The organism is Bradyrhizobium sp. sGM-13, assembly GCF_018398875.1.
Classification (GTDB): Bacteria; Pseudomonadota; Alphaproteobacteria; order Rhizobiales; family Xanthobacteraceae; genus Bradyrhizobium.
The window spans coordinates 186,455-213,120 of record NZ_JAGWDK010000003.1 but is presented as its reverse complement, the minus strand read 5'-3'; the positions used below and the strand labels follow the sequence as shown (position 1 = coordinate 213,120).

At 62.3% G+C, this 26,666-nt stretch carries 24 protein-coding genes; 6 read left to right on the top strand and 18 right to left on the bottom strand.

All coding sequences use genetic code 11. The features are described 5' to 3' along the window. Positions 1 to 57 precede the first annotated feature (57 nt). The 8 genes from KJQ96_RS05635 to KJQ96_RS05600 form a co-directional block, all read right to left on the bottom strand. Positions 58 to 1,515 carry a DUF3526 domain-containing protein gene (locus tag KJQ96_RS05635; protein WP_213285699.1) on the bottom strand — a complete coding sequence of 486 codons (1,458 nt, stop codon included), beginning with the start codon at positions 1,513 to 1,515 and terminating at the stop codon, positions 58 to 60. Further along, positions 1,515 to 2,912, bottom strand: a complete 1,398-nt coding sequence (locus KJQ96_RS05630) for an ABC transporter permease subunit (RefSeq protein ID WP_213285698.1) — start codon at positions 2,910 to 2,912, stop codon at positions 1,515 to 1,517. Before KJQ96_RS05630 ends, KJQ96_RS05635 begins: the two co-directional genes overlap by 1 nt. Further along, positions 2,913 to 3,617 carry an ABC transporter ATP-binding protein gene (locus KJQ96_RS05625; RefSeq protein WP_213285697.1) on the bottom strand — a complete coding sequence of 235 codons (705 nt, stop codon included), beginning with the start codon at positions 3,615 to 3,617 and terminating at the stop codon, positions 2,913 to 2,915. 713 nt (positions 3,618 to 4,330) lie between these two features. Further along, positions 4,331 to 6,031 (bottom strand): caspase family protein, encoded by a 1,701-nt coding sequence (locus KJQ96_RS05620; RefSeq protein WP_213285696.1) that lies wholly within the window; start codon positions 6,029 to 6,031, stop codon positions 4,331 to 4,333. Then, entirely contained in the window at positions 6,028 to 6,405 is a 378-nt protein-coding gene (locus KJQ96_RS05615) for a DUF3592 domain-containing protein (RefSeq protein ID WP_249733801.1), read from the bottom strand. The genes KJQ96_RS05620 and KJQ96_RS05615 overlap by 4 nt, the downstream gene beginning before the upstream one ends. A 5-nt stretch (positions 6,406 to 6,410) precedes the next feature. Further along, positions 6,411 to 6,554, bottom strand: a complete 144-nt coding sequence (locus KJQ96_RS05610; RefSeq protein ID WP_213285694.1) for a hypothetical protein — start codon at positions 6,552 to 6,554, stop codon at positions 6,411 to 6,413. A gap of 162 nt (positions 6,555 to 6,716) precedes the next feature. Continuing rightward, positions 6,717 to 8,672: a peptidoglycan-binding domain-containing protein gene (locus tag KJQ96_RS05605; RefSeq protein WP_213285693.1), complete on the bottom strand. Its 1,956-nt coding sequence runs from the start codon at positions 8,670 to 8,672 to the stop codon at positions 6,717 to 6,719. Positions 8,673 to 9,171: 499 nt separating this feature from the next. After that, positions 9,172 to 10,962 carry a peptide ABC transporter substrate-binding protein gene (locus KJQ96_RS05600; protein WP_213285692.1) on the bottom strand — a complete coding sequence of 597 codons (1,791 nt, stop codon included), beginning with the start codon at positions 10,960 to 10,962 and terminating at the stop codon, positions 9,172 to 9,174. A gap of 262 nt (positions 10,963 to 11,224) precedes the next feature. Between KJQ96_RS05600 and KJQ96_RS05595 the strand changes: the two genes are divergently transcribed. Further along, positions 11,225 to 12,391 carry a kelch repeat-containing protein gene (locus KJQ96_RS05595; RefSeq protein WP_213285691.1) on the top strand — a complete coding sequence of 389 codons (1,167 nt, stop codon included), beginning with the start codon at positions 11,225 to 11,227 and terminating at the stop codon, positions 12,389 to 12,391. Here the strand turns inward: KJQ96_RS05595 and KJQ96_RS05590 are convergent. From KJQ96_RS05590 to KJQ96_RS05580, 3 genes are all read right to left on the bottom strand, one after another. Continuing rightward, positions 12,375 to 12,728 carry a hypothetical protein gene (locus tag KJQ96_RS05590; protein WP_213285690.1) on the bottom strand — a complete coding sequence of 118 codons (354 nt, stop codon included), beginning with the start codon at positions 12,726 to 12,728 and terminating at the stop codon, positions 12,375 to 12,377. The two genes, KJQ96_RS05595 and KJQ96_RS05590, sit on opposite strands and share 17 nt — an antisense overlap. 92 nt (positions 12,729 to 12,820) lie before the next feature. Continuing rightward, the gene (locus KJQ96_RS05585; protein WP_213285689.1) at positions 12,821 to 13,771 is read right to left on the bottom strand and encodes an oxygenase MpaB family protein; all 951 of its coding nucleotides are present in this window, start codon (positions 13,769 to 13,771) and stop codon (positions 12,821 to 12,823) included. 57 nt (positions 13,772 to 13,828) lie between these two features. Further along, entirely contained in the window at positions 13,829 to 15,013 is a 1,185-nt protein-coding gene (locus KJQ96_RS05580) for an MFS transporter (protein ID WP_213285688.1), read from the bottom strand. A gap of 329 nt (positions 15,014 to 15,342) precedes the next feature. Here KJQ96_RS05580 and KJQ96_RS05575 point away from each other — a divergent pair, with 329 nt between their 5' ends. Then, positions 15,343 to 16,173: a lytic transglycosylase domain-containing protein gene (locus KJQ96_RS05575; protein ID WP_213285687.1), complete on the top strand. Its 831-nt coding sequence runs from the start codon at positions 15,343 to 15,345 to the stop codon at positions 16,171 to 16,173. Positions 16,174 to 16,244: 71 nt separating this feature from the next. On the opposite strand, the gene KJQ96_RS05570 is transcribed toward KJQ96_RS05575, so the two are convergent. Next, positions 16,245 to 16,547, bottom strand: coding sequence for a hypothetical protein (locus KJQ96_RS05570; protein WP_213285686.1), 303 nt, complete (start codon positions 16,545 to 16,547; stop codon positions 16,245 to 16,247). Between the two features lie 178 nt (positions 16,548 to 16,725). On the opposite strand from KJQ96_RS05570, the gene KJQ96_RS05565 reads away from it, so the two are divergent. After that, positions 16,726 to 16,935 carry a hypothetical protein gene (locus KJQ96_RS05565; protein ID WP_213285685.1) on the top strand — a complete coding sequence of 70 codons (210 nt, stop codon included), beginning with the start codon at positions 16,726 to 16,728 and terminating at the stop codon, positions 16,933 to 16,935. A 30-nt stretch (positions 16,936 to 16,965) separates the two neighbouring features. On the opposite strand, the gene KJQ96_RS05560 is transcribed toward KJQ96_RS05565, so the two are convergent. From KJQ96_RS05560 to KJQ96_RS05550, 3 genes are all read right to left on the bottom strand, one after another. Next, positions 16,966 to 17,793 carry an extracellular solute-binding protein gene (locus KJQ96_RS05560; protein ID WP_249733800.1) on the bottom strand — a complete coding sequence of 276 codons (828 nt, stop codon included), beginning with the start codon at positions 17,791 to 17,793 and terminating at the stop codon, positions 16,966 to 16,968. A gap of 74 nt (positions 17,794 to 17,867) precedes the next feature. Then, positions 17,868 to 18,590: an energy-coupling factor ABC transporter ATP-binding protein gene (locus KJQ96_RS05555; RefSeq protein ID WP_213285683.1), complete on the bottom strand. Its 723-nt coding sequence runs from the start codon at positions 18,588 to 18,590 to the stop codon at positions 17,868 to 17,870. A gap of 2 nt (positions 18,591 to 18,592) precedes the next feature. Further along, a complete protein-coding gene (locus KJQ96_RS05550) occupies positions 18,593 to 19,285 on the bottom strand; it encodes an ABC transporter permease (RefSeq protein ID WP_213285682.1) in 693 nt (230 codons plus the stop codon). 91 nt (positions 19,286 to 19,376) lie between these two features. Here KJQ96_RS05550 and KJQ96_RS05545 point away from each other — a divergent pair, with 91 nt between their 5' ends. From KJQ96_RS05545 to KJQ96_RS05535, 3 genes are all read left to right on the top strand, one after another. Next, a complete protein-coding gene (locus KJQ96_RS05545; RefSeq protein ID WP_213285681.1) occupies positions 19,377 to 20,261 on the top strand; it encodes a helix-turn-helix transcriptional regulator in 885 nt (294 codons plus the stop codon). Positions 20,262 to 20,312: 51 nt separating this feature from the next. After that, positions 20,313 to 21,068: a bifunctional 2-polyprenyl-6-hydroxyphenol methylase/3-demethylubiquinol 3-O-methyltransferase UbiG gene (locus KJQ96_RS05540; RefSeq protein WP_213285680.1), complete on the top strand. Its 756-nt coding sequence runs from the start codon at positions 20,313 to 20,315 to the stop codon at positions 21,066 to 21,068. Between the two features lie 455 nt (positions 21,069 to 21,523). Next, positions 21,524 to 22,633, top strand: coding sequence for a TRAP transporter substrate-binding protein (locus KJQ96_RS05535; protein ID WP_213285679.1), 1,110 nt, complete (start codon positions 21,524 to 21,526; stop codon positions 22,631 to 22,633). Between the two features lie 206 nt (positions 22,634 to 22,839). On the opposite strand, the gene KJQ96_RS05530 is transcribed toward KJQ96_RS05535, so the two are convergent. From KJQ96_RS05530 to KJQ96_RS05520, 3 genes are all read right to left on the bottom strand, one after another. Further along, the gene (locus KJQ96_RS05530) at positions 22,840 to 24,375 is read right to left on the bottom strand and encodes a TRAP transporter large permease subunit (protein ID WP_213285678.1); all 1,536 of its coding nucleotides are present in this window, start codon (positions 24,373 to 24,375) and stop codon (positions 22,840 to 22,842) included. 6 nt (positions 24,376 to 24,381) lie between these two features. After that, positions 24,382 to 24,957, bottom strand: coding sequence for a TRAP transporter small permease subunit (locus KJQ96_RS05525; RefSeq protein WP_213285677.1), 576 nt, complete (start codon positions 24,955 to 24,957; stop codon positions 24,382 to 24,384). 405 nt (positions 24,958 to 25,362) lie between these two features. Further along, positions 25,363 to 26,565 (bottom strand): threonine ammonia-lyase, encoded by a 1,203-nt coding sequence (locus KJQ96_RS05520; protein ID WP_213285859.1) that lies wholly within the window; start codon positions 26,563 to 26,565, stop codon positions 25,363 to 25,365. Positions 26,566 to 26,666: the final 101 nt, after the last annotated feature.

The following is a 26,666-nucleotide window of genomic DNA, read 5'->3' as shown; positions in this document are numbered from 1 at the left end:
CGCAACATTACACCCCCCAATTATCCTAAAGTGTTGGCTGGCCGGCCTCTTCCTCGTTCAGACTGCGGACGACTTCTTCAGTCGCCAGAAACCGATACCCGCAACGACGAGAACCAAGGCAAGAATCTGGATTGCTCTCACCGACAGATCCGACAATTGTCGGCGCAGTGTTTCTTCCTGCCATTTCCAGGTTGGCATGGCCGCGAAGTCCGCCTCCGTCATCGCCCTGCTTTCCAGAATCCTGGGCTCGAAGAACTGCTTCCACGTCGCGTGAAAGGTCGCGACCTGCCGCTGGAAGTGCAGGTAGCGTTGCGAGCCGTTGCCGGCGAGCGCCGCCAAGCCTTCGTGGACGATAATCGCCGGTGAGATGACGCCCCAGCGATCGACGAGCGATTGCTGGCCTTCCAACTGCGCATCAAAGCGATCGAGCAGCTTCTGGATGTCCGCCTCGACATCGCGTTGGAGCATGAAGGCCGCCTTGGGCCGGGACTGTACTTCGAAGCGGCCGTCCTTAGGCAGCAGCAAGTCGGGCTTGTCCGAATAGCGATAGTCGGCGCTGAACAGCTTCTGGTAACGCCGCAGCCCGTCGACAGTGATCAAGCGCGTTTGCGTCGCGAGTTCCGTTCGCGACGGCGCAGGACTGGCGACGGACACGGCGAGATTCAGCAACACCGGCACGATCAAGACCAGCACCACCCAGCTTCCGACCAGCACGAGGGCGTTGGCGGCCGACGATCGGCTGAAGGCGTTGGCGATGACCGCCACGGCGAACCAGAACAGGCCATAGGCGCAGACGAGCACGGCCCATGCGGCGAGTTGCACCAGCGAAACCGCGTCGCGCGTTTCCGGTCGAAAAATGAGTAACGCGGCAACCGGGATCAGGATCGCGCAGGTGAGAATGGTCCCGGCGCGGATCGAGACCTTTGCCAGCACCAGCTTAGTCAGCGTGAGCGGCTGCGACAGCAGCATCCGCAAGGTGCCCTGCTCGCGCTCCGCCGAGAGCAGGTTGTAGCTCATCGCAAAGATGAAGAGCGGCAGCAGGTAAACGATCACGAACGCGACGTCGAACCGGCCGCTCAGCAGGTTCCACGGATTCTCGATCTCGCTGTCGTACATGAAGTTCACGCGACTGCGATACGTGACCTGGTAGTAGTTCGGGATCATATCCGACTGGCCGAACGCCATCGGCGCCAGCGCGCTGGTCGGGACGTAGGCAAAGCGCCCGCCAAGGCCGCCGCCGACGTTGGCGGGGTCCGCCGCATTCGAAAACGGAGCCGGCGTCTCGATGCCGGCGTTGATCCGCTGTAGCTGATCGATATTCCTGGCGTTGCGTTCGTTCTGCTTGGTCAGGATCGATGCAACGGCAGCGTCGCGCGCCCGGATCTCCACGATGCCGTTGGTGATTGCGTATCCGATCAGAAGCGCGAACAGCGTCAGAACGAGCGGCAGGGTCCGATCCGCGATCAGGACGCGCGCTTCGTGCGCGAAGACGAGCCAGAAGGTACGTGCTTTCATCAGAGCGGCAACCTGCGGGGAACGAACAGAAGGGCCAGAGCGACGGCCGCGGCCAGCACGGCGGAGAGGATCGCGAAGCCGGACCAGTGGTGGCGCAGCACGACGGCGAGCGACGGCGTCTGGTAGTCAAACGGCGGGACTTTCGCCCACAGCTCCTTGTCCGCCTGGTAGGCGAAATGCCGATCGCCGAGCGGATCGGCATGGTCGATCAGGTCATGGCTCATGATGTCCTGCACGACCCGGCGCTGGCGTTCGGCCGCAACCGAGAAGTCGCGATGCTGGACGAAATCGGTACCGGACAAGCCCATCGACAACGAACGTACGGCCAGCACCGGGATCAGAAGGCCCGCCCACTCCTGCATCCGCTGCTGCTTCTCGAAGGTGTCCCACAGCGCGCCGAAGTGACGATCGAGCACGCCGTATCCGACGTGATCGTTGACTTGGAGTGCCACGCCCCATTTGCTCAAGGGCAGGTCAGGGCCCCATCCGGTGCTGACACCGAACTGCTCGCGCCACGCCTTGTCGTGCTCGCTCTTGAGATCGGTCGACAAGTCCGATGCGAACTCTGTGCGCGACGGGCTCGGGTAGACATGGCGGGAGAGATCGGACATCACGCGTGGCGCCAGCAGCACGCCGACGATCCACAGCGCCAGCAGCGAGATTAGTGCGACGCGCGATGATGACGCCCGCGCCGAGACCGCCAGGACGACGAAGACCGTAATGGCGAGATAGACGGCATAGGCCAGCCCGAGCATGAGAAAGCGCAGCGCCGAATCGAGCAGGCGGCCGGGCTCGCTTTCGATCACCACCGCAGCCGCCGCTACGACGACGCCGGGAACAAGCAGCACGCCGATGCCCATTGCGAGCGCCAGCGCCTTGCCCCACAGCAGCGCCCGCGACGAGACGCCAAGGCTCATGAGTTGCCGCAAGGTGCCGAGCTCGCGCTCGCCCGCGAATGCGTTGAACCCGAAGACGATGATCAGGAGCGGCGCCAGGATCTGCACCAGCCACGCGGCCGAGAAGGTCCCGAACCGCTGCAATCCCGTGGCGTCTTGCGCCGGCCGGAATTTCACCTCGCTCTGGCGGTGCGCCTGCAGCCAGATCGTCGATCCGACATAGGGCCCGATCCCCGGATCGATAATCGACAACGGCGGCTCCGGCTTGAAGACGTGCATCCCCTGATGCGCGGCATCGTGCGGATGGCGCTCGTCCTGCTTCAGCCAGTCTTCATAGTCGAGGTGCTGGGCAGCATGCCTCTCGGCATGCAGATGGCTTTGGCGCTGCCACCCGACGCCGAGCGCGGTCACGATCAAAAGCAACATGATCCCGCCGGCCCATAGCAACCGGCCGTCTCGCACGAACTCGGTGAACTCCCGCTGGGCGATAAGACGGATCATTCAGGCGGCCATGTGCTGCAGGTAAAGCGTTTCGAGGTCGGTGTGCGACAGGTCCTGGCTGCTCAAGTCCGCGACCAGCCTGCCCTGCTTCATGATTCCGATGCGGGTGCCGGTCTGCTTGGCATGGAACAGATCATGGGTCGTTGTGAGCACGGCGACGCCGCGATCACGCGCCTTGGCCAGGAGCTGCGAGAACTCGCTCGCCGCCTTCGGATCGAGGCCCGAAGTTGGCTCGTCCAGCAGCAATGCCTTGGCGTTCTTGGCGAGCGCGATCGCGATCCCGACCTTCTGGCGCATGCCTTTCGAATAGGTCGATACGCGCCCGTCGGCCGCCGCTTCGGGCAAGCCGGCTTCGGTCAGCAGCGCCAACAATTGTTCGCGCGAATGTCGCTCGCCGGTCGCGAGCGCGGCAAAATATTTCAGATTCTCGATACCAGAAAGGACGCCATAGAGCATCACCTGTTCGGGGATGTAGGCGATGTCCCGCTTGGTCGAGAGCGGATCGTCCGCGACCTTCCTACCGTTGATACGGACTTCGCCCGAAGTCGGCTCGATGAAATCGAGGAACAAGTTGATGAGCGTCGTCTTACCGGCGCCGTTGGCGCCGAGCAGGCAGTAGATCTCTCCAGGCTTGACGCGCAGCGTCACCTTGTCGAGCGCGCGGTTCGCACCGAAATCTTTGCTGACGTTCAACGCCTCGAGCATGTTCTTAGGCCTTCGAATTTGCGCTGGTCTGCTTGCCCGCTCCGCGGCGAACACGACGCGACGCTGTTCGAAGTGCGGCTGATGCGATTGGAGCAAACGGCAGGTGGACGTTGGCTCCAACCGAGGCAGGATCGGCCGAACTTGCTGAGCGTGCTGACAGCGTAGAGCTTGCTAGGATCGCAAGCGGGATACGCGGACTCGTCCCTGTGATTGTCTCCAGCAGTACGGCACTGCCGCTGGGCTCAGACGGCGCACGCTCTCCGTGGGCGCCGCTGACGATCATGACCATTGCTGCACGCGACGGCAGCCCTGAGCGGATCACGCGCCAGCGTCTTGGCGACGGACCGCGTGGCGCTCCAAACCTCGATTCGGCAGCATGCTTCGGCCTCGCATCGGCACTGATCTTCGCCCTATTCATCGCGACAATAGCCTCTCGCTGACGCCGTAGTGTTATGTTATAACATTACATAGTCTTTAGCGTTCAGTTCAGTGACTTGTCAACGGGAGTGTCGTGCGGTGTTTTCTTTCGCCGAACGCGTGGTGGGATCGTTCCGGGGATCAATGTGCCGACCATCTTGCCGAGCACGGCGGCGGTCCAGGCTGGATTTCGCTAAACAATATGTCGGACGGCATCATCTGAACTTCGACTTCACAACCCAATCACGGATTACGCTGTTACGTGGTGTTGAGTGTTCTGTACGCGATTGTCCGCCTCACCGCGAAGCTGTCGCTGCGGTACGGAAATAAAAGGGCTCGCTCGGCAGCGAGCCGTAGACAAAAGGCTCCTGCTGCCGTCCGGTTGCGGTCATCACATCATCGCGGACGAAGCGAAAGAGCATGGAGATCTCCAGCCCCGGCTGCTTCAGCCGATTGAGCAGCGCTTTCATGAACGGAGAGTTGTCGTCGTCCCCGTCATGCGCCACCTGACCGGCTTTCGCCGCATAGGCGATCATGGTCCCGCCCTCGGGCTCCACGCGCGCCAGCCCCGTTCCGAGCGAGCGCGTGCTGTTGGTGAAGCGCATCTGCGGCGCGAAAGGATTGTCCCGGCATGCATCCAGCACGATGAGCCGCAATCCCCGCACGCCTTCGATCGCGGTGCTGAGTTCGTCGATCGACACTGCTTCGAGGCGCACGTCGCGATCGGTCTTCAACTGCGCATCGACAGGTGCGAGCCAGTTGATTCCGCCCATCTCGAGTCCGTGGCCGGCAAAATAGATGACGGCCCAGTCAGACGTTTCCGCCTCTCTGGCGAAGGCTCGCAGGGCGGCAAACATCTGTTCGCGCGTCTGATCGCGCAGCAGCATCACCTTGCGGAAGCCAAGCGAGTCGAATTCCGCCGCCAGCGCTTCGGCGTCGCGGCGCGCGTTCTTGAGGGGTGAAACGTTCTGATAGGCGGCATTGCCGATCACCAGCGCAACCCGATTGTTGCGCTCGCGCGACGGCGTTGCGCCTGGCGCGGCCTGTTCGCCGCGGGGCGGCACCATTGCGCTATCCACCTCGCGCACAAGCTGCTCCGCCTCGCGGAACACGTCGGCGGCGTCGGGGCTGGACAGCGGCAGCCGGCGCGCGGTGGACAGCGCATCCCGTGCGGCCGTGACATTGTTCGTTCGGGCCAATGCCACGCTCTTGAGGGCAAACGCTTCCGCATTGTTCGGGTCGATCTTGAGCAGCGCACCCAGCACAGGAAGGGATTCCGAATAGCGCTTCATCGCCACGAGGGATTTACCGTGCAGCAGGCCAATGTCGGAGTACATCTTCTGCTGCGAAAAATTGCTGGTGGCCCGGCTGGCGCGAGCCCGCGCAACCTGTTGGAGCGCCTCATCGGGACGGCCGAGTTGCAGCAGGAAGTCCGCTTGATTAATGAAATTGTAGACATCGCCAGGTTGCAACCTGGCCGCCTGGTCGAGGTCGGCCCGACTCTCCGCGATGTTGCCACGCCGGACGAACGCCGCGGCGCGGTTGCGCAGCGCGCCGGCGCGGTCCGAATTGCTGTTCGCCATGGCAAACGCCTGAGTGGCGTCCTTGATGGCGAGATCGAATTGGCCGAGTCCACTGCGGATCGTGCTCCGGTTCAGCCAGGCGTCGACGAAGGATGGGTTATCTTCAAGTGACCGGTCGCAGTTCGCCAGTGCATTGCTGTAGTCGTGCCGCAGGATGAACTTGTAGCACCGATTGTAGTAGGCAGTAGCGCGCTCGCGTTTTGGAATGCCGCGCGTGTTGATGATCGCCATACAGGCTGTGAGCCCGGCCTCGGCGTCGTTCGTCTGGCAGGTCTGCCAGAGCTTTGCGCGATTGTCGGAAGGTGCGGCCTCGGATGCGCCGGCACCGGGCAAGATCAGCGCAAGCGCTAGCACAAGCACCATGGCATGGCCCGGCCAGGCGGCCTGCCGATGTCCGAACGGAAGCGCGATCATGAACGTGTCCTATTGAGAACGGCGACTTGCCTCCGTCCCGGCGAACCAACCACATCCGCGAGATGCGATGGCTGGTCGAGAGCCCGAGCCACCCTCTTGATCAGCACGATCATGACCGTTGCGATGAACAGGAAAATCGACCCGATGAAAGCCAGGATGATCGACATCATCCAAAGCGACAGCACGCCCAGGATGGCGGCCGATTCCGGCACGCCGGGATCGTAAACAACAGGCACTTCCTGCCCGGTGCGGTAAAGGGGCGGATTGGTTCGCAGACCGGACTGGAATTCGACGGTCGTGCCGTCAATGGTGTCGAAACGCACAATTGGCGTAAAGAGATAGCCCTTGTTCTCGCTGTCGGGCACGCGCAGCATCTCGATCACGGTACCCTGTGTTTCAACGGCGCGGCGAGCCACGCTTTCGTGCTCCAGACGCTAAAGCTCGCGCCGAGCAGCAGCAGCAGCCCGATCGGTATCAGCGCGAACCTCGCGAGGCGGCTGAGAAAAACTGCAGGATCTTCCATGAAAAGACGCGCCCTGCGGCAAACACTGTTGTAGGCGTGGATGTGTCTTGGCGCGGACCGAAAGGTTCAATCGCCACGCAGGTGTTATGGCACCAGCCGCGAGCACAACTCCCGAACAGCGCGTCGCCGACGCACCGAGGTTTACTCTTCTCCGGTCTTCCCTCATTTCTTCCCGAACGCGCCGATCAGTCCGCCCAACAGCTTCGATGCAATTCCACCCAGCGCGCCGAAGCCGCCGGTGGCGCCGATTACGCCGGTGATGATCGGAATCAAGGTAGCCATGGTCGAGCCTGAAACCGGCGCGGTTGTGGTTGGCGCCTGACCGGCGATCGCTCCCAGATTGAAGGGCAGGTTGAGAATGCCGGCCGACTGCAGCAGGGTGACGATGCCGAGCATGCCGGCAGAAAGCTGTACACTCGGCCGCGACATGGCCGGCGCGAGCGGCTCGGCGGGCTTATCCGGCTTTTCGGTACCCGGGAGTGGCTTGCCGGTCAGCCGCTCGTAGAGCAGCGGCATCAGCACGGTGATGAGATCGACCGGCGCAGCGGCGCCAGGCTGTTGCGGCGTTGCCGGCTGCGAGACGACCGGCGCCGGGACGGTGTTGACCGGCTGCGAAAGTACCGGCGCGTTGGCAATCGGCGTGACCGCCGGCGCCGGCTTGCCGGTCGCAAGCACGGTAAGAAGCTGCGTGATGTCGAGCTGCTTGCCGGAGAGCGCCGACTGCAGAATCAGCGGCAGCAGCAGTTCGAGGCCTTGGCCCGGCTTGGCAGGATCGGCGGCCATCGGTTTCTCCTTCGATAGCAACATGAGAATGAGCGGGAGCAGTTGCTGCAGGTCGAGTGCGGGAGCGCCGGCGGGACTCGTCTCCGCGACCGTGACGCCGGGCTTGACGGCTTCGGCCCCGAGCGAGATGCCGAGCGCTGCCGCCGTCTCCGGCCCGACCGCGCCATCGACGACCATGCCCTCGGCTTCCTGGAAACGCAGCACGGCTGCTTGCGTGTTCAATCCGAACTCGCCGTCGATCAGGCCGGGATCGAAGCCTTTCGCGGCCAGCGCTGCCTGGATGCGCTTGACGACCGCCATATCCATGTTCGGCGCACCGACCTCGTAGATGACGGCAGGCAGGCTGACCTTGATCGGCGCGGCATTGTCATAGGAGATGCCGGGAATTAGGATGCCGGTGTGCCAGCCGCGGCCATGCACCGTATCGGCCACCACGCCGTAACGCCGTCCCTTTGCCTCGATGGTGCCGCCATTGCCGTCGCATACGGCGATGTGGCCCATCTTGCCCGGACCCGGCGGATAGCGGAGCACGATGGCGCCGACGGTCGCCGCCGCCTCCTCCACCGAAACGCGTTTTCCCAGCCGCTCGAGGTCGGCCTTCCACGCGCCGGTATAGGCATCGGCCTTGGCCGGCTGTGCCGTGTGGTCGACGCAGCCGTAAAGCATATTGGCTTCCTGATAGACCAGCCATGAGACGAACTCGGCGCAATCCCATGGGCCGTGCCAATGCGGATCGTCCTTCGGCACCTGGGTGTTGACGTATTGCTCGCCGATATGCGCGCGTGCGCGTTGCACCAGGCCCGCACCCGAGGGCACACCGTTCGCGGGCGGTTGGGCAACAGCTACAGCAGGCAGACCGTCGAAGAAGGCGTCGGCGCTGCCGGCCTTGTACATGCGATGGGCCTGACGCCACTGCTCCTCGGTCAGGTTATTGCCTTTGCCCGACTCGCGCCCTGCGATGGCTTTCAGCAAGGCAATCGCCTGCACGGGATCGTCGACCATCTCCTTTGTCAGGATGGCGTTCGCGTCATAGCCGGGCACGCCGAAACCGTGGGCGCCGGTCCACTTCGTTCCGGCCTCGCCAATCCGCATGCCGACATAGCTACGCGACAACAGGTCGAAGTTCGAGGCGGCGCCGTTCACCGGCGAGGGAAAGCGCGCGATCTTGTGGCCGCCGCCGATGATGCCATAGCCGGTCTGGCCGAAGCGCGCGGCGCGGGCGCTGGGATATTGAGCGCCGGGATTGTTGTAGCGGAACGAAGCGACCTCGCTGCCTGCGACGTCGTCGCGATTGTCAGCCGTTGAGGGGTCGGTAGACCTGCCGATTTGACCCATTGCGCGCTCCCCCGTTGGTGTGCCTGTTGCCAGTTTCCTCTTCGCCGATCGCTGCGTCCTCGGCCTCGGTTTGCTGCTCATTGGCCGGCCCAGATCTGCCCTTTCGGCACGCTGATCCGATCGTCGCGGCCGGTGACAACCGGCCGGACGTGCTGTCCTGTCCGCACTATCGATATTCGTTTTTGCAGCCGGAGCATTACCGCTCACGGCGAACCGTGAAGAGCTTACAGCGTTCTGTAGTCTTCACGTGTGAGCTAGCTAACAGTTGCGATGCAGGTCACCTGCAACTCAACAGCCATCTGCCGCGCCTGAACAGGAGAGCGTTCATTGCCGCGGCTGCCGGCGCGACAGTCGGTTGCGCGCCGGCGCCGGCCCAGCATGCGAGCCATGGCACGCCGTCAGCATTACGGCGGCAGTGCACTGGCGCATCACGCCTTTGGCATCATCTGCGATTTAGGAGCCCGTAATTCTCTACACCGGCACATCCGATGTTCCGCCCTCACGCCTCCCGATACCAGCTCGCGAGCTGCCACAGATCGTTGTCCCAGCCCGAGATATGCGCGGTCAGCGTGCCGCCGAGCGCGGCGACCCGGGTGCGGGAGACGATGGGTTGGATGTAGTTGTCCGACACGACGAGATCGTTGAGCTTGATGAACAGCGCCGCGCGCTTCACCGCGTCGAGCTCCCGTTCGACCTGCTTGTAGATCTCGTCATATTCCTTGCTTTGCCAGCGCGAGACGTTGCGCCCCTGCCACTTGTTTTCCTTGTTCGCCACCTGCCACGATGTGTACTGGTTCATGAAGAACTGCGGATCGGCCTGCGGCATGGTGGTGTTGTACATCTGCGCGTCGCAATAAAAATGCGTGTAGGTGTCGGGATTGGCGGCGTCGGAGGAGAAGAACACCGATCCCACCACCGACTTCAGTTCGACGTCGATGCCCGCTTTTTGGCACGCCTGCTTGACAATGGCCTGGGTCTTCTGCCTGGGCGCATTGATCGAGGTCTGGAACACGAACTTCAGCCGCTTGCCGTCCTTGGCACGAATGCCGTCGCCGCCCTTTTTCCAGCCGGCGGTCTCGAGGATCTGGTTGGCCTTCTCGATGTTGAACTCGAACTTGGTGTTTTTCGACCGGAAACGTTCTGGATTGTTGAGGAAATTCGCGGTGGCCAGCGCCGTGCGGCCATAGATGTGTTTCTCGATCGACGCACGATCGATCAATAGATTGATGGCCTGGCGCACAGCCGGATCGCTGAACAGCGGATGCTTGGTCTTTATGCTGGCGCGCTCGCCATCGACCTCGACCGCTGGATCAGTCGAGTTGAGCTGGATGAATTCGACATTGCCTGACGGGGTGATGCTCACCTTGCCCTTTCCGACAGCCTCCAGCCTCAGCAGGATCTCGTCTTCGACCTGCATGTTCCAGGCATAGTCATATTCGCCGGTCTGCAGCACCGCGCGCGCCGCCGATACCGCGTCTCCGCCGCCCTTGACCTCCACCTCATCGAAATGCGGCCGGTTGGCGAAGTGGTAGTTGGGGTTGATCCTGGCGCGAAGCATGTCGCCCGGCTTGAAATCCACGAACTGATAAGGGCCGGTGCCGACCGGCTTCAGATTATTCGGCGCCTCGCGCGACTTGGCGCCGACGTAATCCTTGAACAGATGCTTCGGGATGATCATGCCGTAATTGCCGACGAAGGCATCGGCCCAGAACGGCGTCGGCTTGGCAAAGGTGAGGCGGACGGTGAAGTCGTCGATCTTCTCGACCGTAATGTCCTTGTAGTTGGCAATCGAGACCGCCGCGGTCTCCGGTGTTTTGGCATATTCCCAGGTGAAGACGACATCGTCGGCCGTGAACGGCATGCCGTCATGCCAGTTGACGCCGCGTTTCAGCTTCCAGACCACCGAGCGGCCGTCCTCGGACAATCCATCATTCTCCTTGCTCGGAACCTCGGCTGCGAGGATCGGAACCAGATTGCCGTCGCCATCCCATCCGGCCAGCGGCTCGTAGAAGATCCGGGAGCCTTCCTGATCCTTGGTGCCGACCGCGAAATGGGGATTGAGCAGGGTGATGGCCTGCCAATACATCAGTTTCAGCACGCCGCCACCGCCAGCCTTGGTCGGCTTGTAAGGAAGCGCGGTCGCGGCCATCGCGACCCCAGACTGGCTCAGCATCATCCCGGCCATCGGCGCCGAAAGGCCGACCGCGATCATTCGCTGGACAAAGGCCCGCCGCGACAGCCGGCCGGTCTTGACGTCTGCAATCAGGTCTCGAAGTTCCCGTTCTTTCATGGGCCGACTCCTTAACTGGTGTTGGGTGCTTCGTCGTTGAATGCCTCGTCACTTCCGATTCTGGAAATGGATCAGGTCAGCGCGAACCTGTCAAAGCAGGATCCGGGTCATCCCGTCATGCCAAGTCCCGTCAGCCAAGTCCCGTCAAGCATCACCTGCAATTGAGTGCATCGGCGCGACAGTTCCCGGCTTTGTTGTCTTGACCGCGCTCGCCTTTGTTACAACCATTGAATGATCCAGCAACTTTAGCTGAGGTGCTCTCATGTCGTCGACATCCGATCTGCCGCGTCTGAACAGGAGAGCTTTCGTTGCCGTGGCTGCCGGCGCGACAATCGGTTGCGCGCCGGCGCTCGCCCAGCATGCGGGCCATGGCACGCCGCTAGGCACAGCGCTGCCTGAAGCAGCGCCCTCCTCCGATCCGTTCGCCCGGCTTCAGGGCGGCACGCCGCATCACCTCACCACCGAGCAGATTGCCCAGCGGAAGGTGGACAGTCCGGCGCCGAAGGGCCCGCAGGGGCTCTGGACACCAAAGGCGGCGTTGCCGCTGCCGCGAAGCGAAATGGCCTGGGCCACAGCCTGGGCGGGGCGCATGCATATTGTCGGCGGCTATGGCGAAGGCCGTGTCGACCGCACCTATCATCATGTTTACGATCCGAAGGAAGATCGATGGTTCAACGCTGCGCCTTTGCCGCGCGGCGCCAACCATGTTGCGGTCGTGGCGGATGCAGGGCGCGTCTACGCGCTCGGTGGATTCATCGAGCAGAACCGCAATCCCGACCCGAATGCGTTTTTCTACGAGGTGGCGTCCGACAAGTGGACGACCATCGCGCCATTGTCACGCCCGCGCGGGGCGGCCGCAGCGGTGGCGCTTGATGGCAAGATCCATCTGATCGGTGGCGCCGGCGCCCCCACCAACGAGCGCGCCAGCGTCGGCTGGCATGAGGTCTATGACCCGCAAACCGACAAGTGGGAAATCCGGAAAGCGCTCCCCGCCGCGCGCGACCATGTCGGCGCGGTCGCCTATAACGGCATGATCCACATCATCGGCGGCCGCTTCAACACCTTCGAATACAACACCGACCTTCACCACGTTTATCTGCCCGTATCAGACACCTGGAAGGAGCGCGCGCCGCTGCCTACGGCGCGGTCGGGCCACGGCCTCGTCGTCTACCGCGACCGCTTGTTCGCGATGGGCGGCGAATACGGCGTGCAGGACAGAGGCCAGATCTCGCAAGGCGTCGTATTCGGTCAGATGGAGAGTTACGATCCGAAGACCAATACCTGGCAATCTCATGCGCCGATGCTGACACCGCGGCACGCGGTCGGCGCCACGACGATCGGCGATACCATCTACGTTGCGGGCGGAGGCGCGGTGACGGGCGGCGCGGTCCAGTCGTCCGTGCACGAGGCGTTTACGCTGGCGGCTTGATTGCGACCTCGTCGCCGACCACGCGAAGGTCGATCCTGCCGATCAGATCGGAACGAAGCGCCTCGGCTTCGCTGATGGCGGCCATGGTCTGCCGCAAAGTACTGACGTTCGAGCCGAGCGACACGATGCCGCCCAGCACCGCGGCAATCGAGCCGAGGGCGGCGACCTGATTGGACCCGAGCAGGCCAAGCATCGTGACGAGCATCAATCCGGCGCCGAGCGCGATCACCGACTTCGAGACCAGCGTGATCTTGCGGCACCGCTCGGCGACCTCGGCCAGCTCCTCGAGCCGCGCTTCGATCCGCGAAATTTCGTCGCTCGGGTCGTCCTCGTCCATCAATATCAAAAATCCGGTTCTGCAAGGTTCGTTTCAAGAATCTTCTGCGGGTAGATCTCTTACCGCAAATGACAGGCCGATGCCCATCGGCCTCACCTCTCCCGACGATCATCCAGCCGCGGTCGTCCGGTCCACGCCCGATTGAGCCACCGGGTAGCCAGCTCGAGCCGCGGCTTTCCCTGCAGCCGCGCCTGCGCTTCGTGATAGGGGCCGACGTAGCGGAGGCGAGTCGGCAGGTGCGGATATAGGCGGCGTATCCACTTGAGCGCGCGATCCGCGGCTCTCTGATCGCGTTCGTCGAGATCGAGGCCGAAGCCTGTTCGCAGCCGCTCGGGCAACATCTGTGCGCTCAGGGCTACGTACCAGCGCGGCGGCCGCAACCACGGACGTGCGCCGGTCAAGATGTGGTGGGCCACGTCACGCGCCGCAGTGCTGACGGACAAGGTATCCGATTGAGCCATCGCGGCGTTGTAGTCGGCGAAGGATGACCAATCCGCCGGCAGGTCCTCGAGCCTCAGCCCGAACAATGCGCCGAACAGCCGGCTTTCGGCCCAATATTGCTCGCGCTGTTCGGGCGACAGCGGAGGCAAGACGAGATCGTGCGCGATGGCAGCAGTTTCGACGAGGGTGGCGTGAACCCAGCGCAACGCGGCGATGTCGTTGGCATTGTAGGATGAACCTTGGGCGAAGCGACCGCTCGCCTCGGGTAACGCGCCGGAGATCATCGCGTGCCGCCGATGCAGACGCCGGGCCGCGGCAGTCGCGCCATCAAGCGAACCGAACACCATTGTAAACATCAGCTCAAAGGTTCGATGAAAGCGGCCGACCGGATCGGTAAAGGTGCGCGAGTGCTCGGCAATGGCGGTCGCGACCCAGGGATGCGCAAGTTGAAGCAGCAAGGCGCGCCCGGCTCCCAGAAAGATCACGGCTTCCCTGTCGATCCGCCACGTCATCGACGCCGGGCCAAAAATGCCCTCAGCCGGCCCGGCAGCGCCGGCCCTGACGGCATCGAGAGTAGCGTCTAGATCGCTTTCCGAGACCAATTGGCAAACCTTTGAGAGAGATCGACCTGGTTTTCGCGACGCGGATTCTACCGCAACTCAGCGTACGCGGGCAGAGATATCCCGAGCATTGGTAAAGCCAAACCAGGCGAGCGGCAACGCGAGGCCGCAGAGCACCGCCATCGCAACGAACGCCCCTCCGCCATACTTGGCATAGAAAAGCCCCGAAAGCAGCGTCAGTGCGGCCGTTACCACGCCTGAACCAAACGCGTAGATTGCTTGAGCCGTTGCGGCCATTCTGGCGGGGACAAGAGTTGCCATCAACCGCATGCAAGAAAGATGCAGCAGCGCGAACGTCAATCCGTGCAGCGGCTGCACCATCGCGAGCGCCATAACGGAAGTCGTCGTCCCCGCAACCGACCAGCGGATGATTCCGGCTGCTGCCGCCAACGCCGCCGCACCACGCGCGCCGAGCCGGTTGAGCAAGGCCGGTCCGATCAGAAAGAATACGATGACTTCTGCGGCGACGGCCTCCGACCACAAGACGCTTATGACGGAAGTGTCTATTCCGGCATTGCTCCACCGGATCACCGCAAAGGCGTCATGCATGGCGTGGCTGCCATAGATCAGAGCCGAGACGAGGATCAGGATCCGGAATCGCGCGATTCCAAGGAGTCCACGAACCTCGCCCGCAAGCTGCGATACGCCGGTATGCGGCGCCGATGGAGCTGAAACCTTGGGTACCAGCGCGGTTGCCCCAGCGGCAGCGACAAGCAGCGCTGCGTTCAGCCAGACCACACGCGTCAGATCAGTGGACGTGATGAGTTGCCCGATGATCAGCGTACCGCAGACGAAAGCCGCCGATGCCGAACCGCGAATCCAGCCATATTCGAACGGCCGCCCGCCGATCTGCGGCCTGGCCGCGTTGACTGACAACGCATCGGCGATCGACGTCGTAGGAGCCAGTGCCACGGCTTGAACCAGCGCCAGAAGCAGCAACAGCCAGAAACCATCGGCCCACAGCAACGCCGCAGCCGTTGCTGCTGCCAGGGCGGCGCAGAATGCGAGCACGAGGCGCAACGATTGCAGGAAGTCTGCAAACATCCCGACGAGTGGACCGGCGACAAGACGCGCCAGCAACGCAGCCGCCAGTATCAAGCCGATCTGCTCGAACGTGAGCGCCCTGGTTTCAAAAAATTTCGGCCAGAACGGCGATGCCACGCCGAACGCCGCGTACAACGCGGCGTAAAGAGCTATGTAGGCGACCGGCCCGGGAACGCGCATTTTTGAAAGTTCCCCTCGGTAGAATTACGGCCACAAAGAACACTGCTCTGCCGTAGTTCATCCGCGAAATCTCCACATCCAACTTCTATCCGACCGGCCTTCACACAAATGGATGGAAGTTGATGCGATATCTTTTCGCCGCCGTGATTGCTGTGTTCGTAGTCGCGGTGGATTTTGAAAGTTCCGGAATCAAGTCAGTATGGATGGAACCATCTTTCGTTTTCGCCAAAGCGCAATCGGAACCCGCCACGACATCGAATTCTCACACAGGAACTGTGACCGCGTCGGTTGAGCATTCGCAAGAACCTGACGCAACAAACGTCGTCACGATGCCGTACCAGTCGGCAACGACAGCCGATTCCGCAGCTCATGCGGTCGTCTCGATAAAGCAGGAGGCCGCGCCAGCGAACCCGATCTGTGAAGCGGTCAGAAGTGCCGCTGAGGAACACGATGTTCCGATCGGGTTTCTCGTGCGCCTGCTCTGGCAGGAAAGCAGGTTTAAAGCGGCGGAGGTCAGTTCGGCAGGCGCGCAGGGCATTGCGCAATTCATGCCGCGGACGGCGGTCGAAATGGGCTTGAAAGACCCTTTCGATCCGCTGCAGGCGATTCCTGCGTCGGCAAGATTTCTTCGCAAGCTTTATAATCAGTTCGGAAATCTCGGGCTTGCGGCCGCAGCCTACAATGCGGGCGGCGGCAGGATCGAGAAGTGGCTATCGCGGCGCGGCGCGTTGCCGAAGGAAACGCGCGCTTACGTCAAGATCATCACCGGCAACAAGGCCGAGGCCTGGACGGACGCAAACAACACTGTTCACATGCCGACGGACCTGCCGGACAAGGCGCCGTGCGAAGGCGTCGGTGGCCTGTCGAAGGAAGACCAGATCGCCGAAATTCCGGTCGATCTGTCGCCTTCCATCAGCGGAATGTTGCTAAAGGCTGAAGTTGCCGAAGAGAGCCACGCGGCTCTCAAAAAGCGGCGAGTTGTTGCAAGCCGAACCGCAAGGGCCGTACGTACGGCGTTCCGGAATGCGCATGCCCGGGTAACCCGGCTGGCAGCAAAGGCTGTGACACGGAAGCCCGGCAAGCAATCCGCCACCCGTTTTGCGTCGGCCGCCGGCAGCGGCAGCCGGACAAAGTCATCGAAAGCATCGCGGGAATTGTAGGCCCAGATCGACCCGCCGGTTGGCACGCAAAAAAGCCCGCATTGCTGCGGGCTTTTTTCTCGCCGGCTGTCTTACCAGCGGCCGGTGCCGAAGCTGAAGGTTACGCCGGGACCGCCGCCGTAATAGCGGGGACCGCCGTAGTACCCGTACCGGCGCGGCGCGTAGTAGCCGTAGCTATCGTAGTACGGGCGATGGTGCCGGTGGTAACCCCAGTGCCGATGACGCCAGTGGCGGCGATGGGCGCTGAAGTCAGTGGAAGACTGCACAGTATCCGTCGCAGGTTTCGCCTTTACCGCATTGTCGGCGGCGTTGGCGGCGGAACCGCCGATCAGCGCAGCAGCACCAACGGCAAACACGATGGCTAGTTTCTTCATCATCGAACTCCAGTGATTGTGTCGACTCTATCGAGTCTAATCACCCCGCCGCGATCACGTTCCGTCTGCGACATTAAGACTGTTACAGGTCCTTAAACAAACATTCATGAATATGAACGGCGGTTCCTTCGACGAGAGTAGCGTTGTACGGCTTCGCGCCGGGGCTTAAGCATCGTCGGTGACCGGAAATCAGCGACATTGCAGATGTGGCGCGATCTACCACCGCACGGAGGCGATGGCGGCCTCGCGCGAGATCGACAGTTTTGAGTGCACGGCTTGCGGCGCTACGCTCGAGAACTGGGACACTGCGTGGGTGCCGATCTATCGCCTGATCAGGGTTCCAGCGATCAAGCCTGACGAAACGCCGCCGACTGCAAGCGAACCGTGATCATTGCGCTGGACTGATCGCTACTGCACATCACGCGCCGGAATCGCTGGCGTTGGGGTAGAACAACTGCTCGCCGTTGATCTTGTAACCGGCGATCGCCTTCTGGCCCTCTGATGATATCAGCCAGTCGATGAATTGTTGGCCGAGATCCTTCTTGACGCTCGGATGTTTCTCCGGATTCACCAGCATGATGCCGTACTGGTTGAACAGGCGCTTGTCGCCTTCGGCGGCAATTCCGAGGTCGCCGCGATTCTTGAACGACAACCAGGTGCCGCGATCGGCGAGCACATAGGCGTTGGAGGCGGACGCGGTGTTGAGCGCAGCGCCCATGCCCTGCCCGATCTCCTTGTACCAGGGACCCTTGTCCTTTGCGATGTCGATGCCGGCGATCTTCCAGAGATTGAGCTCCGCCTGATGGGTGCCGGACTTGTCGCCGCGCGAGATGAAATCGGCTCCCTTCGCCTTGATCGCGGAGAGCGCCGCAACGATGTCTTTCGAGCCCTTGATGCCGGCCGGGTCACTCTTCGGACCGATCAGGATGAAGTCGTTGTACATCACGGGATGGCGCCTGACGCCAAAACCCTCGGACACGAATTTTTCTTCCGCAGGTTTGGCGTGGACGAACACGACGTCGGCATCGCCGCGGCGGCCGGTATCGAGCGCTTGTCCCGTACCTTGCGCCACCACTTTTACGTCGATGCCGTTCCTGGCCTTGAACATCGGCAGGATGTGAGCGAACAGGCCGGAATCCTGCGTCGAGGTGGTCGAGGCCACCACGATCGATTTATCCTGCGCGACGGCGTGGCTTGCGAAAACCAGGCTGGCGGTCGCCGCAATCAGCAAACGGCGGGTGAGCATGCTCATTTATTTTCCTTCTTTAGTTTGCGCACGATCTTTTCGGAAAACCGGTAACCACTTTTCCGGATCATGCGCTAAATCAATAGTTCGCCGGCGAGGAACGCCCTCGCCTCGGCGGTTTGCGGCGCGTCGAAGAACGATGCGGCTGCACCGGTTTCGACAATACGACCGCGGTGAAGCATGACGATTTCGCCGGCGAGCCTGCGCGCTTCGCCGAGATCGTGGGTCGCCATCACGACCTTGATGTTGCGCTCGCTTACAGTGCGGATGATGTCTTCCACCGCCTTGGTGGCGATGGGGTCGAGGCTCGCGGTCGGCTCGTCCAAAAACAGCACCGAGGGATCGCGCGCCAGCGCGCGTGCCAGCGCCAGCCGCTGCTGCTCGCCGCCGGAGAGCCTTCGCGCCGCGCGGTCGGCGAGCGCATGCAAGCCGACCAGTTCGAGCAACTCGGCGACGCGTCGCGCATGCTCCGCGTGCGGGATACCGGCGGCGCGCAGCGCAAAACGGAGATTGGCGGCGGCGCTGCGCCGAAGCATCGCCGGGCGCTGAAACACGATCGCGCGCTTCAGCGGCGGGACATGTTGGAGCCCGCCCCAGGTGATGCGCCCGCGCGAAGGTGCCAGCAGCCCCATCGCCAGGCGCAGCATCGTCGATTTTCCCGAGCCGTTGGGGCCGATCAATACCGTGGGCGGGCCCGGCGCCAGCGTGAGCGCGACGTCGTCGAGGATCGTGATCCCACCGGCCGTAACCGTCACGCGATCGAATTCAATCGGCAGTTCGCTCGAAGGCGCGCGCATGATCATCCCGCCGATCGCTCGCCGGCGCGGCGCACGCTCCAGGCCAGCGCGTTGACCGCGATCACGATCGAAATCAGCACGAGGCCGAGGCCGACCGCGAGCGGCAGGTCGCCTCTGGAAGTTTCCAGCGCAATCGCCGTCGTCATCGTGCGGGTGAAGCCTTCGATGTTGCCGCCGACGATAATGATGGCGCCGACCTCAGCGGCTGCGCGGCCGAAGCCGGCGAGCAGCGCCGTGACCAGGCTGAAGCGCGCGTCCCAGATCAGCGCCATGACGCGGCCGAGGGGCCCGAGGTTCATCGCGGTGAGTTCGTCGCGGTATTCGAGCCAGAGATCCTCGATGGTCTGCCGCGTCAGCGCGGCGATGATGGGTGCGACCAGCACGGTCTGCGCGACGATCATGGCGCTCGGGGTGAACAACAAGCCAAACGCGCCGAGCGGCCCGGAGCGCGACAGCGCGAGATACACCGCGAGGCCGACAACGACCGGCGGCAGGCCCATCAAGGCGTTGAGCAGGACAATGAAGCCCTGGCGGCCGGGAAATCTCGTCAGTGCGATCCAGGCGCCCAAGGGAATACCGATCAGCGCGGCCAGCGCCACCGCTGATAGGCTGACATAGAGCGACAGCCGCACGATCGCGAACAGCGCGGGATCGCCGCTGAGGACAAGTTGAAGGGCGGACGGGCCGTCTGGCATTTGTAATCCCACTAGCGCAGGGCATCTTGCGCAGATAGCAACGATATGGTCAATTTCTGTAGTATTTGCACTCCAATGCATATTGGTGCCGATGCCGGAGCTCCTCACGACAGACGAAGCGGCCGATTATCTCCGCCTCTCCGAGCGCAAGCTCTACGAGCTGGTGGCGAACCGCGAAGTGCCCTGCAGCAAGGTGACCGGGCGGTGGCTATTTCCGCGCACGGCGCTGGACCGCTGGGTGTCCGCCGGACTCATTGCGCCTGCTGGCCTGGCACAGGTCGCGCCGCCGATCGTCGGCGGCAGCCACGATCCGCTGCTGGAATGGGGCTTACGTGAGAGCAATTCCGGCCTCGCCAGCCTGGCCGAAGGCAGCGAGGAAGGCCTGCGTCGGCTGACGCGTGGCGAGGTGATGGTCGCGGCGATCCATCTGCACCGGCTCGACGGCGACGACGAGAGAGCCAATGTCGAGGCGGTCGCCGATGCGCCGGGCTTGCACGATGCGGTCGTGCTCGGCTTTGCGCGGCGCGAGCAGGGCATTCTGGTCGCCTCAGGCAATCCGCTTGACCTAAGCGACATGGCCTCGATCGCGACATCACGCGCACGCATGGCGCAACGCCCGCCCGGCGCCGGCTCGCAACTGCTGCTGCTCGCGCTGCTGGCGCGCGCGGGCATTGCGCTCGACGATCTGAAACTGGCAAAACCCGCCTTCCCCACCGGACCCGATATCGCGCAAGCCATCCGCGCCGGCCGCATCGATTGCGGCATCGCGACGCGAAGCGTGGCGAAATCGGCAGGACTCGATTTCCTCCCCGTCACCTGGGAACGTTTTGATCTCGTGATGCGGCAGCGCGACTATTTCATGAAGGGACCGCAGGCGCTGTTCGAGTTCATGCGCGGGTCGAGCTTCCGCGATCGCGCAGGCGAGCTCGGCGGCTACGACGTCAGCGACGCCGGCACGGTGCGGCTGGTGAACTGAGGGGCGGACTCATTAGCGCCTAAGCCTTATGCGGATCAACGCGAGCATTTCATGGAACAGAACGGCCTCTACGATCGCCCTGATCTGTACGACTTGATGGCGCCCCGTGATCCGGCCGTGGAACGCTTCTACGTCGAGACGGCTCACGAACGCGGTGGTAGCGTCCTCGATCTCGCGTGTGGAAGCGGTCGTCTCACCATTCCGCTGGCCCGATCAGGCCTACACGTGACCGGAGGCGATCTATCCGCCAAGATGCTCGAACGTGCGCGACGTTCCGCCGAGGCCCAGGCGGTCCAGCTCGATTTGGTGCAGTTGGACATGCGCCATTTCGACCTTAAGGGATGCACCTTCGACACCATCATTGTTGCCGTGAATTCGATTCTGCACCTGCACAGCCCGGACGATTTCAGCGGCTTTTTTCAATCAGTGGCACGGCACCTATCACCAGAGGGCAGGCTTGTGTTCGACGCTTTCTTCCCGAATGTGGCCATGCTCAGCAGCGGTCCCGACAGGCGTCAACTGGTCGGAGCGATCGTCCATGACACTGAAGGCAAGATAATCGTCGAGGAAACTCTCAGGTACGAACCTCTCACCCAAATCAGTCACGTGGATTGGTATTGGTCGACATCGGAAAAGAAAGATTTCTGGAAAACGCCTTTGCAGATGCGCAACATCTTTCCGCAAGAGATGCCGTTGCTAATAGCATCAGGTGGCTTGCGCCTCGTCGAGCGCTTTGGCGATTTTGACCGCAGCCCGCTGGTGGCTGGAAGCGCGCGACAAGTATGCGTGTGTGCTGGCCAGGGATGACAAGATAAATACCTACAAGCGAGCGTCGGCCGAGGCCTGCAGCAAGTGATCCGTACCAGGCACGGATCGCGTCGAGTGCGCTGCGAGCGGCATCAATGACCGCCAGGAGCCGCCCGCCCCAAAATAACCGCGCGAATCCAACAACTTGTGTCGGTCGCATTTTTGCTCGCCCCGCCAGCCATCAAGTTGTCCAGCCCACCAATCTAACAGCTTCACCGCTGCCCAGAGGGCCGTTTTACCACCACGAGCGGCTGTCCGGTCTAATCGCGAACCGGGGTGGCTCGATGGCTGCTCTGACGGCCTGAGGGTTCATCTTACTGGCAGCTAACGAACTCCAGAGGGCCGCACTGGCTGACAGCACTTCGTCGCTGTAGGCTATGCCGGTGCTGGCCGCCCCCTGGCTCGCCCGCACTCTGCCAAAAGGGAGCAAGAAGCAAAAGGGAGGGAGACATCCGATGAAAATGATTTCGCTTAGGAAGGTTGCTCTGGTCGCAGCAACCTCTGCCACATTTGCGTTCGCAGGCACAGCGCTCGCCCAACAGCCACGAGTTCTCAAGATACAATCGGCGGTTCCGCCATCGTCCACCACGCACGATGCTCTGAAGTTTTTTGCCGAGCGCGTCGACAAATTGACCGGCGGCAATCTCAAGATCGAGGCGCTGCCGGGCGGCGCGGTCGTTCCGCCCTTCGAAATCCTCGATGGCGCGCACAAGAAGGTGATCGACGGTGCCTATGGCATCTCCTACTGGTGGTACGGCAAGAACGTCGCCGCAACCCTGTTCGCCAATACGCCGGCCGGCATTTTCGGCATGGATGCCGTCGACTTCATCGGATGGGTTTACGAGGGCGGCGGCCTCGATCTGTGGAACGAGTTCTATCAGAAGGAGCTCAAGCTCAATCTGGTGGCGTTTCCAAGCATTCCGCCGAGCCCGCAAGCGCTCGGCTGGTTCAAGCGTCCAATCAAGGACCTGCCCGACTTCAGGGGAATGAAGTGCCGGCAGACCGGCATCGTCTCGCAGCTCTATGCCAAGATGGGGATGGCGGTCGTCAACATGCCGGGCGGCGAGATCCTGCCCGCCGGCGAGCGCGGCACGATCGATTGTGCCGAGTGGGTCGGCGGCATCGAGGACCTGCGACTCGGCCTGCATACGGTCTGGAAATACCACTACACACCCGGCATGCATGAGAGCGCCTCTGTCGCCGAGATCGCAATCAACAAGGACGTGTGGGACAGCCTGCCGCCGCAGAACCAGGAGGCCATCAAGTCGGCCACGACAGAGACGTTCCTGCGCTGGTGGGCTAGCTTCCAGCGACAGAACGCGGACGCGATCGCGGAGTTCAAGGAGAAGCACGGCGTGAAGCTCCTGACGACGCCGCCCGAGGTCAATCAGGCCTTCCTCAAGACGTGGGACGAATTTGCCGCGGCGGAGGCGGCGAAGAACCCCTTCTTCAAGAAAGTCTACGAATCTCAGAAGGCCTATGCCGCCAAGGTCGTGCCCGCCAAGCGCTTCATGTTCCCGTCCTACGCATTGCAGGCGGACCATTATTGGCCCGTCAAAGAATGAGACGACCTTGAACGCGATGGGATTGGATTTGAATCGCCATCGCGCTCCAGGTTTTTGATTGAGCATGGTCTCCGGGCAAACGCTCCGCGTTTGTCCCGGGACAAACGGTACCCGCCTTGTCGGATCATGCTCTCGCGAAGGGAGGACATAGCTGGAAGGGCGGCCTCGGCCGCCCTTCATGAGATGGATAAGCAGCGGATCGCGGCTTACCTGACAATGTTCGGCAACCACAATGCGATTTGCGGGAACAACAGCAGCAGCGCCAGAACTACGACCTGAATCACCATATAGTCGGACATGCCCCGGTAAATCGTGCCCAAGCTCCATTGCGGCACGACGTTCCGCAGGTAGTACGCCGACATTGCAACGGGCGGGCTCAAATACGACGTCTGCATATTGACGGCGGTCAGTGCGCCAAACCAGATCAGCAGGTCGAGCTTGTTCAAGCCGAACTGAAGCTTTTCGACCACCGGCAAAACGATCGGAAGAAAGACCAGGATGATCACGGGCCATTCGAAGGGCCAGCCGAGGACGAAAAAGATCGCCATGATCAACGCCAGCTTCCACCAGTCACTCAGCGGAAGGGCGAGCAGATAATTGGTAATCAAGTTCGCCGTCCCTAGCTTGGTGAAGACAGCGCCAAACACCGTCGAGGCCACCGCCAGAAACAGCACCATGGCCGAGGTCACCATCGTGCCGATGGCCGCGTTGGTGATCGATGGCATGCTGAGCCGGCCGTAACAGAGTGCAAGGAGGACTGCGCCGAAAGCCCCGCACGAGGCTGCCTCGGTCGGCGTGGCGACTCCACCGACGATTGTTCCGAGGGTAAATCCGATCAGCGCGCTCAGAGGCGCAACGCCGAGCACGACGGCGCGGAAGTAGGCGTTCCGGAAGTAGGGATAAACCGTCAGAATCGCTAACAACGAAGCGACCGCCGATAGACTAAACGGACCGATCGCAAGCGACAGACGCGGTGCACGCGCCTGGCTCAGCAACCAATCGAGCAGCAAATACGCTATTGCGACCAGGCACACGAGGCCCAATCCGATCACGGGAGCGCCTACCTTTTCCGTGGTCATCGCGTCATAGGTGGCTGTGCGCTCCTCCATGGTCATCGCTGGACCGAGCTTCGGATTGATCAAGCTGCGGACGAGCGTATAGGCAATATAACAGCCAGCGAGCAGAAAGCCCGGGCCGAACGCCGCTGAATAGAGAAGATTGACGGGCACGCCCATGACCGGGCCCATGACTACCAGCATTATGCTCGGAGGGACCAGAATGCCGAGCGTACCGCCGGCGGCGATTGCACCCGCTGACAGCCGCGCGTCATAACCGGTTTTGATCATCATCGATCCGGCCATGATGCCGAGCACGGTCACCGCGGCGCCCACGATGCCGGTCGCCATCGCAAAAATAGTCGCCGTTAGAATTACGGCCAGATAGAGCGATCCGCGCACCGGCGCGAGAACGCTGCGCAAAGCCACGAACAGCCGCTCCATGAGTCCGGCCTGTTCGGTCATGTAACCCATGAAGATGAACAGCGGCACGGCGGGAAAGATCTCGTCTTTCATCGTGCCCCAGATCTGCAGGTAGCCGAGATTGAAAGTCTGTTCCCACCCGAGGCCAATGCCACCAAAAACAAGGGCGAGAAACAGCAACGTGAAGGAAATCGGGAAACCGATGAAAATGACGAAGACCATACCGACGAGCATGGCAAGTCCGAGAGCTTCGGCGGCCGTCATGGTTGTTCAGACCTCGATCTTCTCGTGTTTGGCCAAGAATGCGCCGGTTCGCCAAGCCCAGAGGCTCTTCATCAACTCCGAGATGCCCTGCAAGAACAGCATGAAGGCCGTCAGCGGAATAACCCCGCGCAGCGGCCACAGGACCGGCGTCCACGCGCCGGAGCTTCCGCGTTCGTTGATCGAGAGCGAGTAGAGGAAATCGTCTATCGAGAGGAAGAACAGCACGACCATTGTCGGCAGGAAGAACAAGAGGAACGCCAGGCTGTCGATCATGCCTTTCGTGCGATCCGAGAATGCTTCCCACAGTACATCGGTGCGGATGTGAGCGCCCTTCAGGAGCGCCAATGCCGAGCCCAGCATGAACAAGGTCGCGTAGGACATCGTCGTCACATCGAGGGCCCAGATCGTCGGATCCCCCAGGACGTAGCGGGCAAAAACCTCGACCACATTGGCGCAAATCAGGGGAATGATCGAGAGGACGAAGAGGTGCCCGGTCAATTCCGTGAACTTGTCGATGCTACGGATGATGGCCAAATAGCCGCGGGGTGGCATGGGCTTTTGCGGAGCAGAAATGTCGGCCATTGCTGTATGCCCAGACGGCGACCGCCTGGACTCCCGTGAGAGTAAACCGTCCGGTGCGACCCACCGCTCCTCTCAAATGATCCCCATGTTAGCTTAGCGGCCGTCTGGGTGCCAGCAGATGAATGACCGCGGCGATCTGGTCACGATTGCGATGCACAACTGGGCAGAAAAACAATCCGAGGCATCGGCCGCTTAGCCGCCCCGCCGGGACGGAACGTCGGTTCTGGGCCCTTCTCGGACCTCACTCAAAATCCAGCTTGAGAAATGCGCACCAACGCGAACATCGACCGGTCACGCTGAATGACGACCTCGCGCTCCAGATCTTTTTCTTTGACGCGTTTTCTTTGCGGGAACCGATAACCCCGGGTCAAGTCCGAGGACATCCTTCGCTCGAAACCGCGACGCTCACCGCCGTCCCGGCAGCCACGCGACAAACCCTGCCTCGCCGAGCCGCTTCATCACCTCATCCAGATGCGCACGGTCGCGCGTTTCGATGACGACTTCGAGCAGCGTGCCCTTGGCGGGGAGATCGGAGAACGTGCGCTGATGTGAGACTTCGATGATGTTGGCGCCGGCTTCGGCGAGTAACGCCGAGACGGCAGCGAGTTGGCCGGGCCGGTCGACGATGTCGATCGCGATCTGCGTCAGCCGGCCCTCGCGCGCGAGCTCGCGGGTCAGCACGGAGGCGATCAGCCGGGTATCGATGTTGCCGCCGGTTAGCACAAGGCCGACATTGCGGCCGGCAAAACGCTCCGGCGCCGCCAGCACCGCCGCAAGGCCTGTGGCGCCGGCGCCCTCGACGACCGTCTTTTCGATCGCGATCAGCATCGCCACCGCCCGCTCGATCTGGTCTTCCGTAACGAGAACGATGTCGTCGACGAGATGACGGATGATCTCGGTGGTGATCCGGCCCGGCACCTTCACCGCAATGCCTTCGGCAAGCGTGTCGCCGCGCATAGGCAGATGATCGCCCTTGATGGCATTGTACATCGAGGGATAGAGCTGCGCCTGCACGCCGACGATCTGCAGATCCGGCTTCAGCGATTTGGCCGCAACCGCCATGCCGGAAATCAGCCCGCCACCGCCGATCGGCACCACCAGCGTATCGAGCTGCGGCGCGGCCCGCAGCATTTCGACCGCGATGGTGCCCTGCCCCGCGATGATCAAGGGATCATCGTACGGATGGATCATGATCATGCCGTTCGCCTCGCCATGCGTGCGGGCAAATTCGCCGGCCTCCTCCAGCGTCTTGCCGGAGATGATCGTGTTCGCGCCGTGACGCCGCGTGTTCTCGATCTTCACCATCGGGGTGCCGATCGGCATCACGATGGCTGCGGGAATGCCGAGCCGGTTGGCATGATAAGCCACGCCCTGCGCGTGGTTGCCCGCCGACATCGCGATCACGCCGCGCCGCCGCTCCTCCGGCGACAGCGCCAGCAGCCGGTTGAGCGCGCCACGCTCCTTGAAGGTCGAGGTGAACTGCAGGTTCTCGAATTTGAGCCAGAGGTTGCAGCCGCAGATCTCGCTCAGCGTCCGGCTCTGGTCGCATTCGGTAACGAGGACTGACCCGGCAATGGACGCGCCCGCAGCAGTGATATCCTCGGACATGACGGCAAGGCGGCCGGGTTCGGAACCGACTTTCGTCGGCGGTACGTTTTTAGGGGGATTCGGCATTTCGGTGGCCTCGTTGAGAGGCAATCGTATAGGCT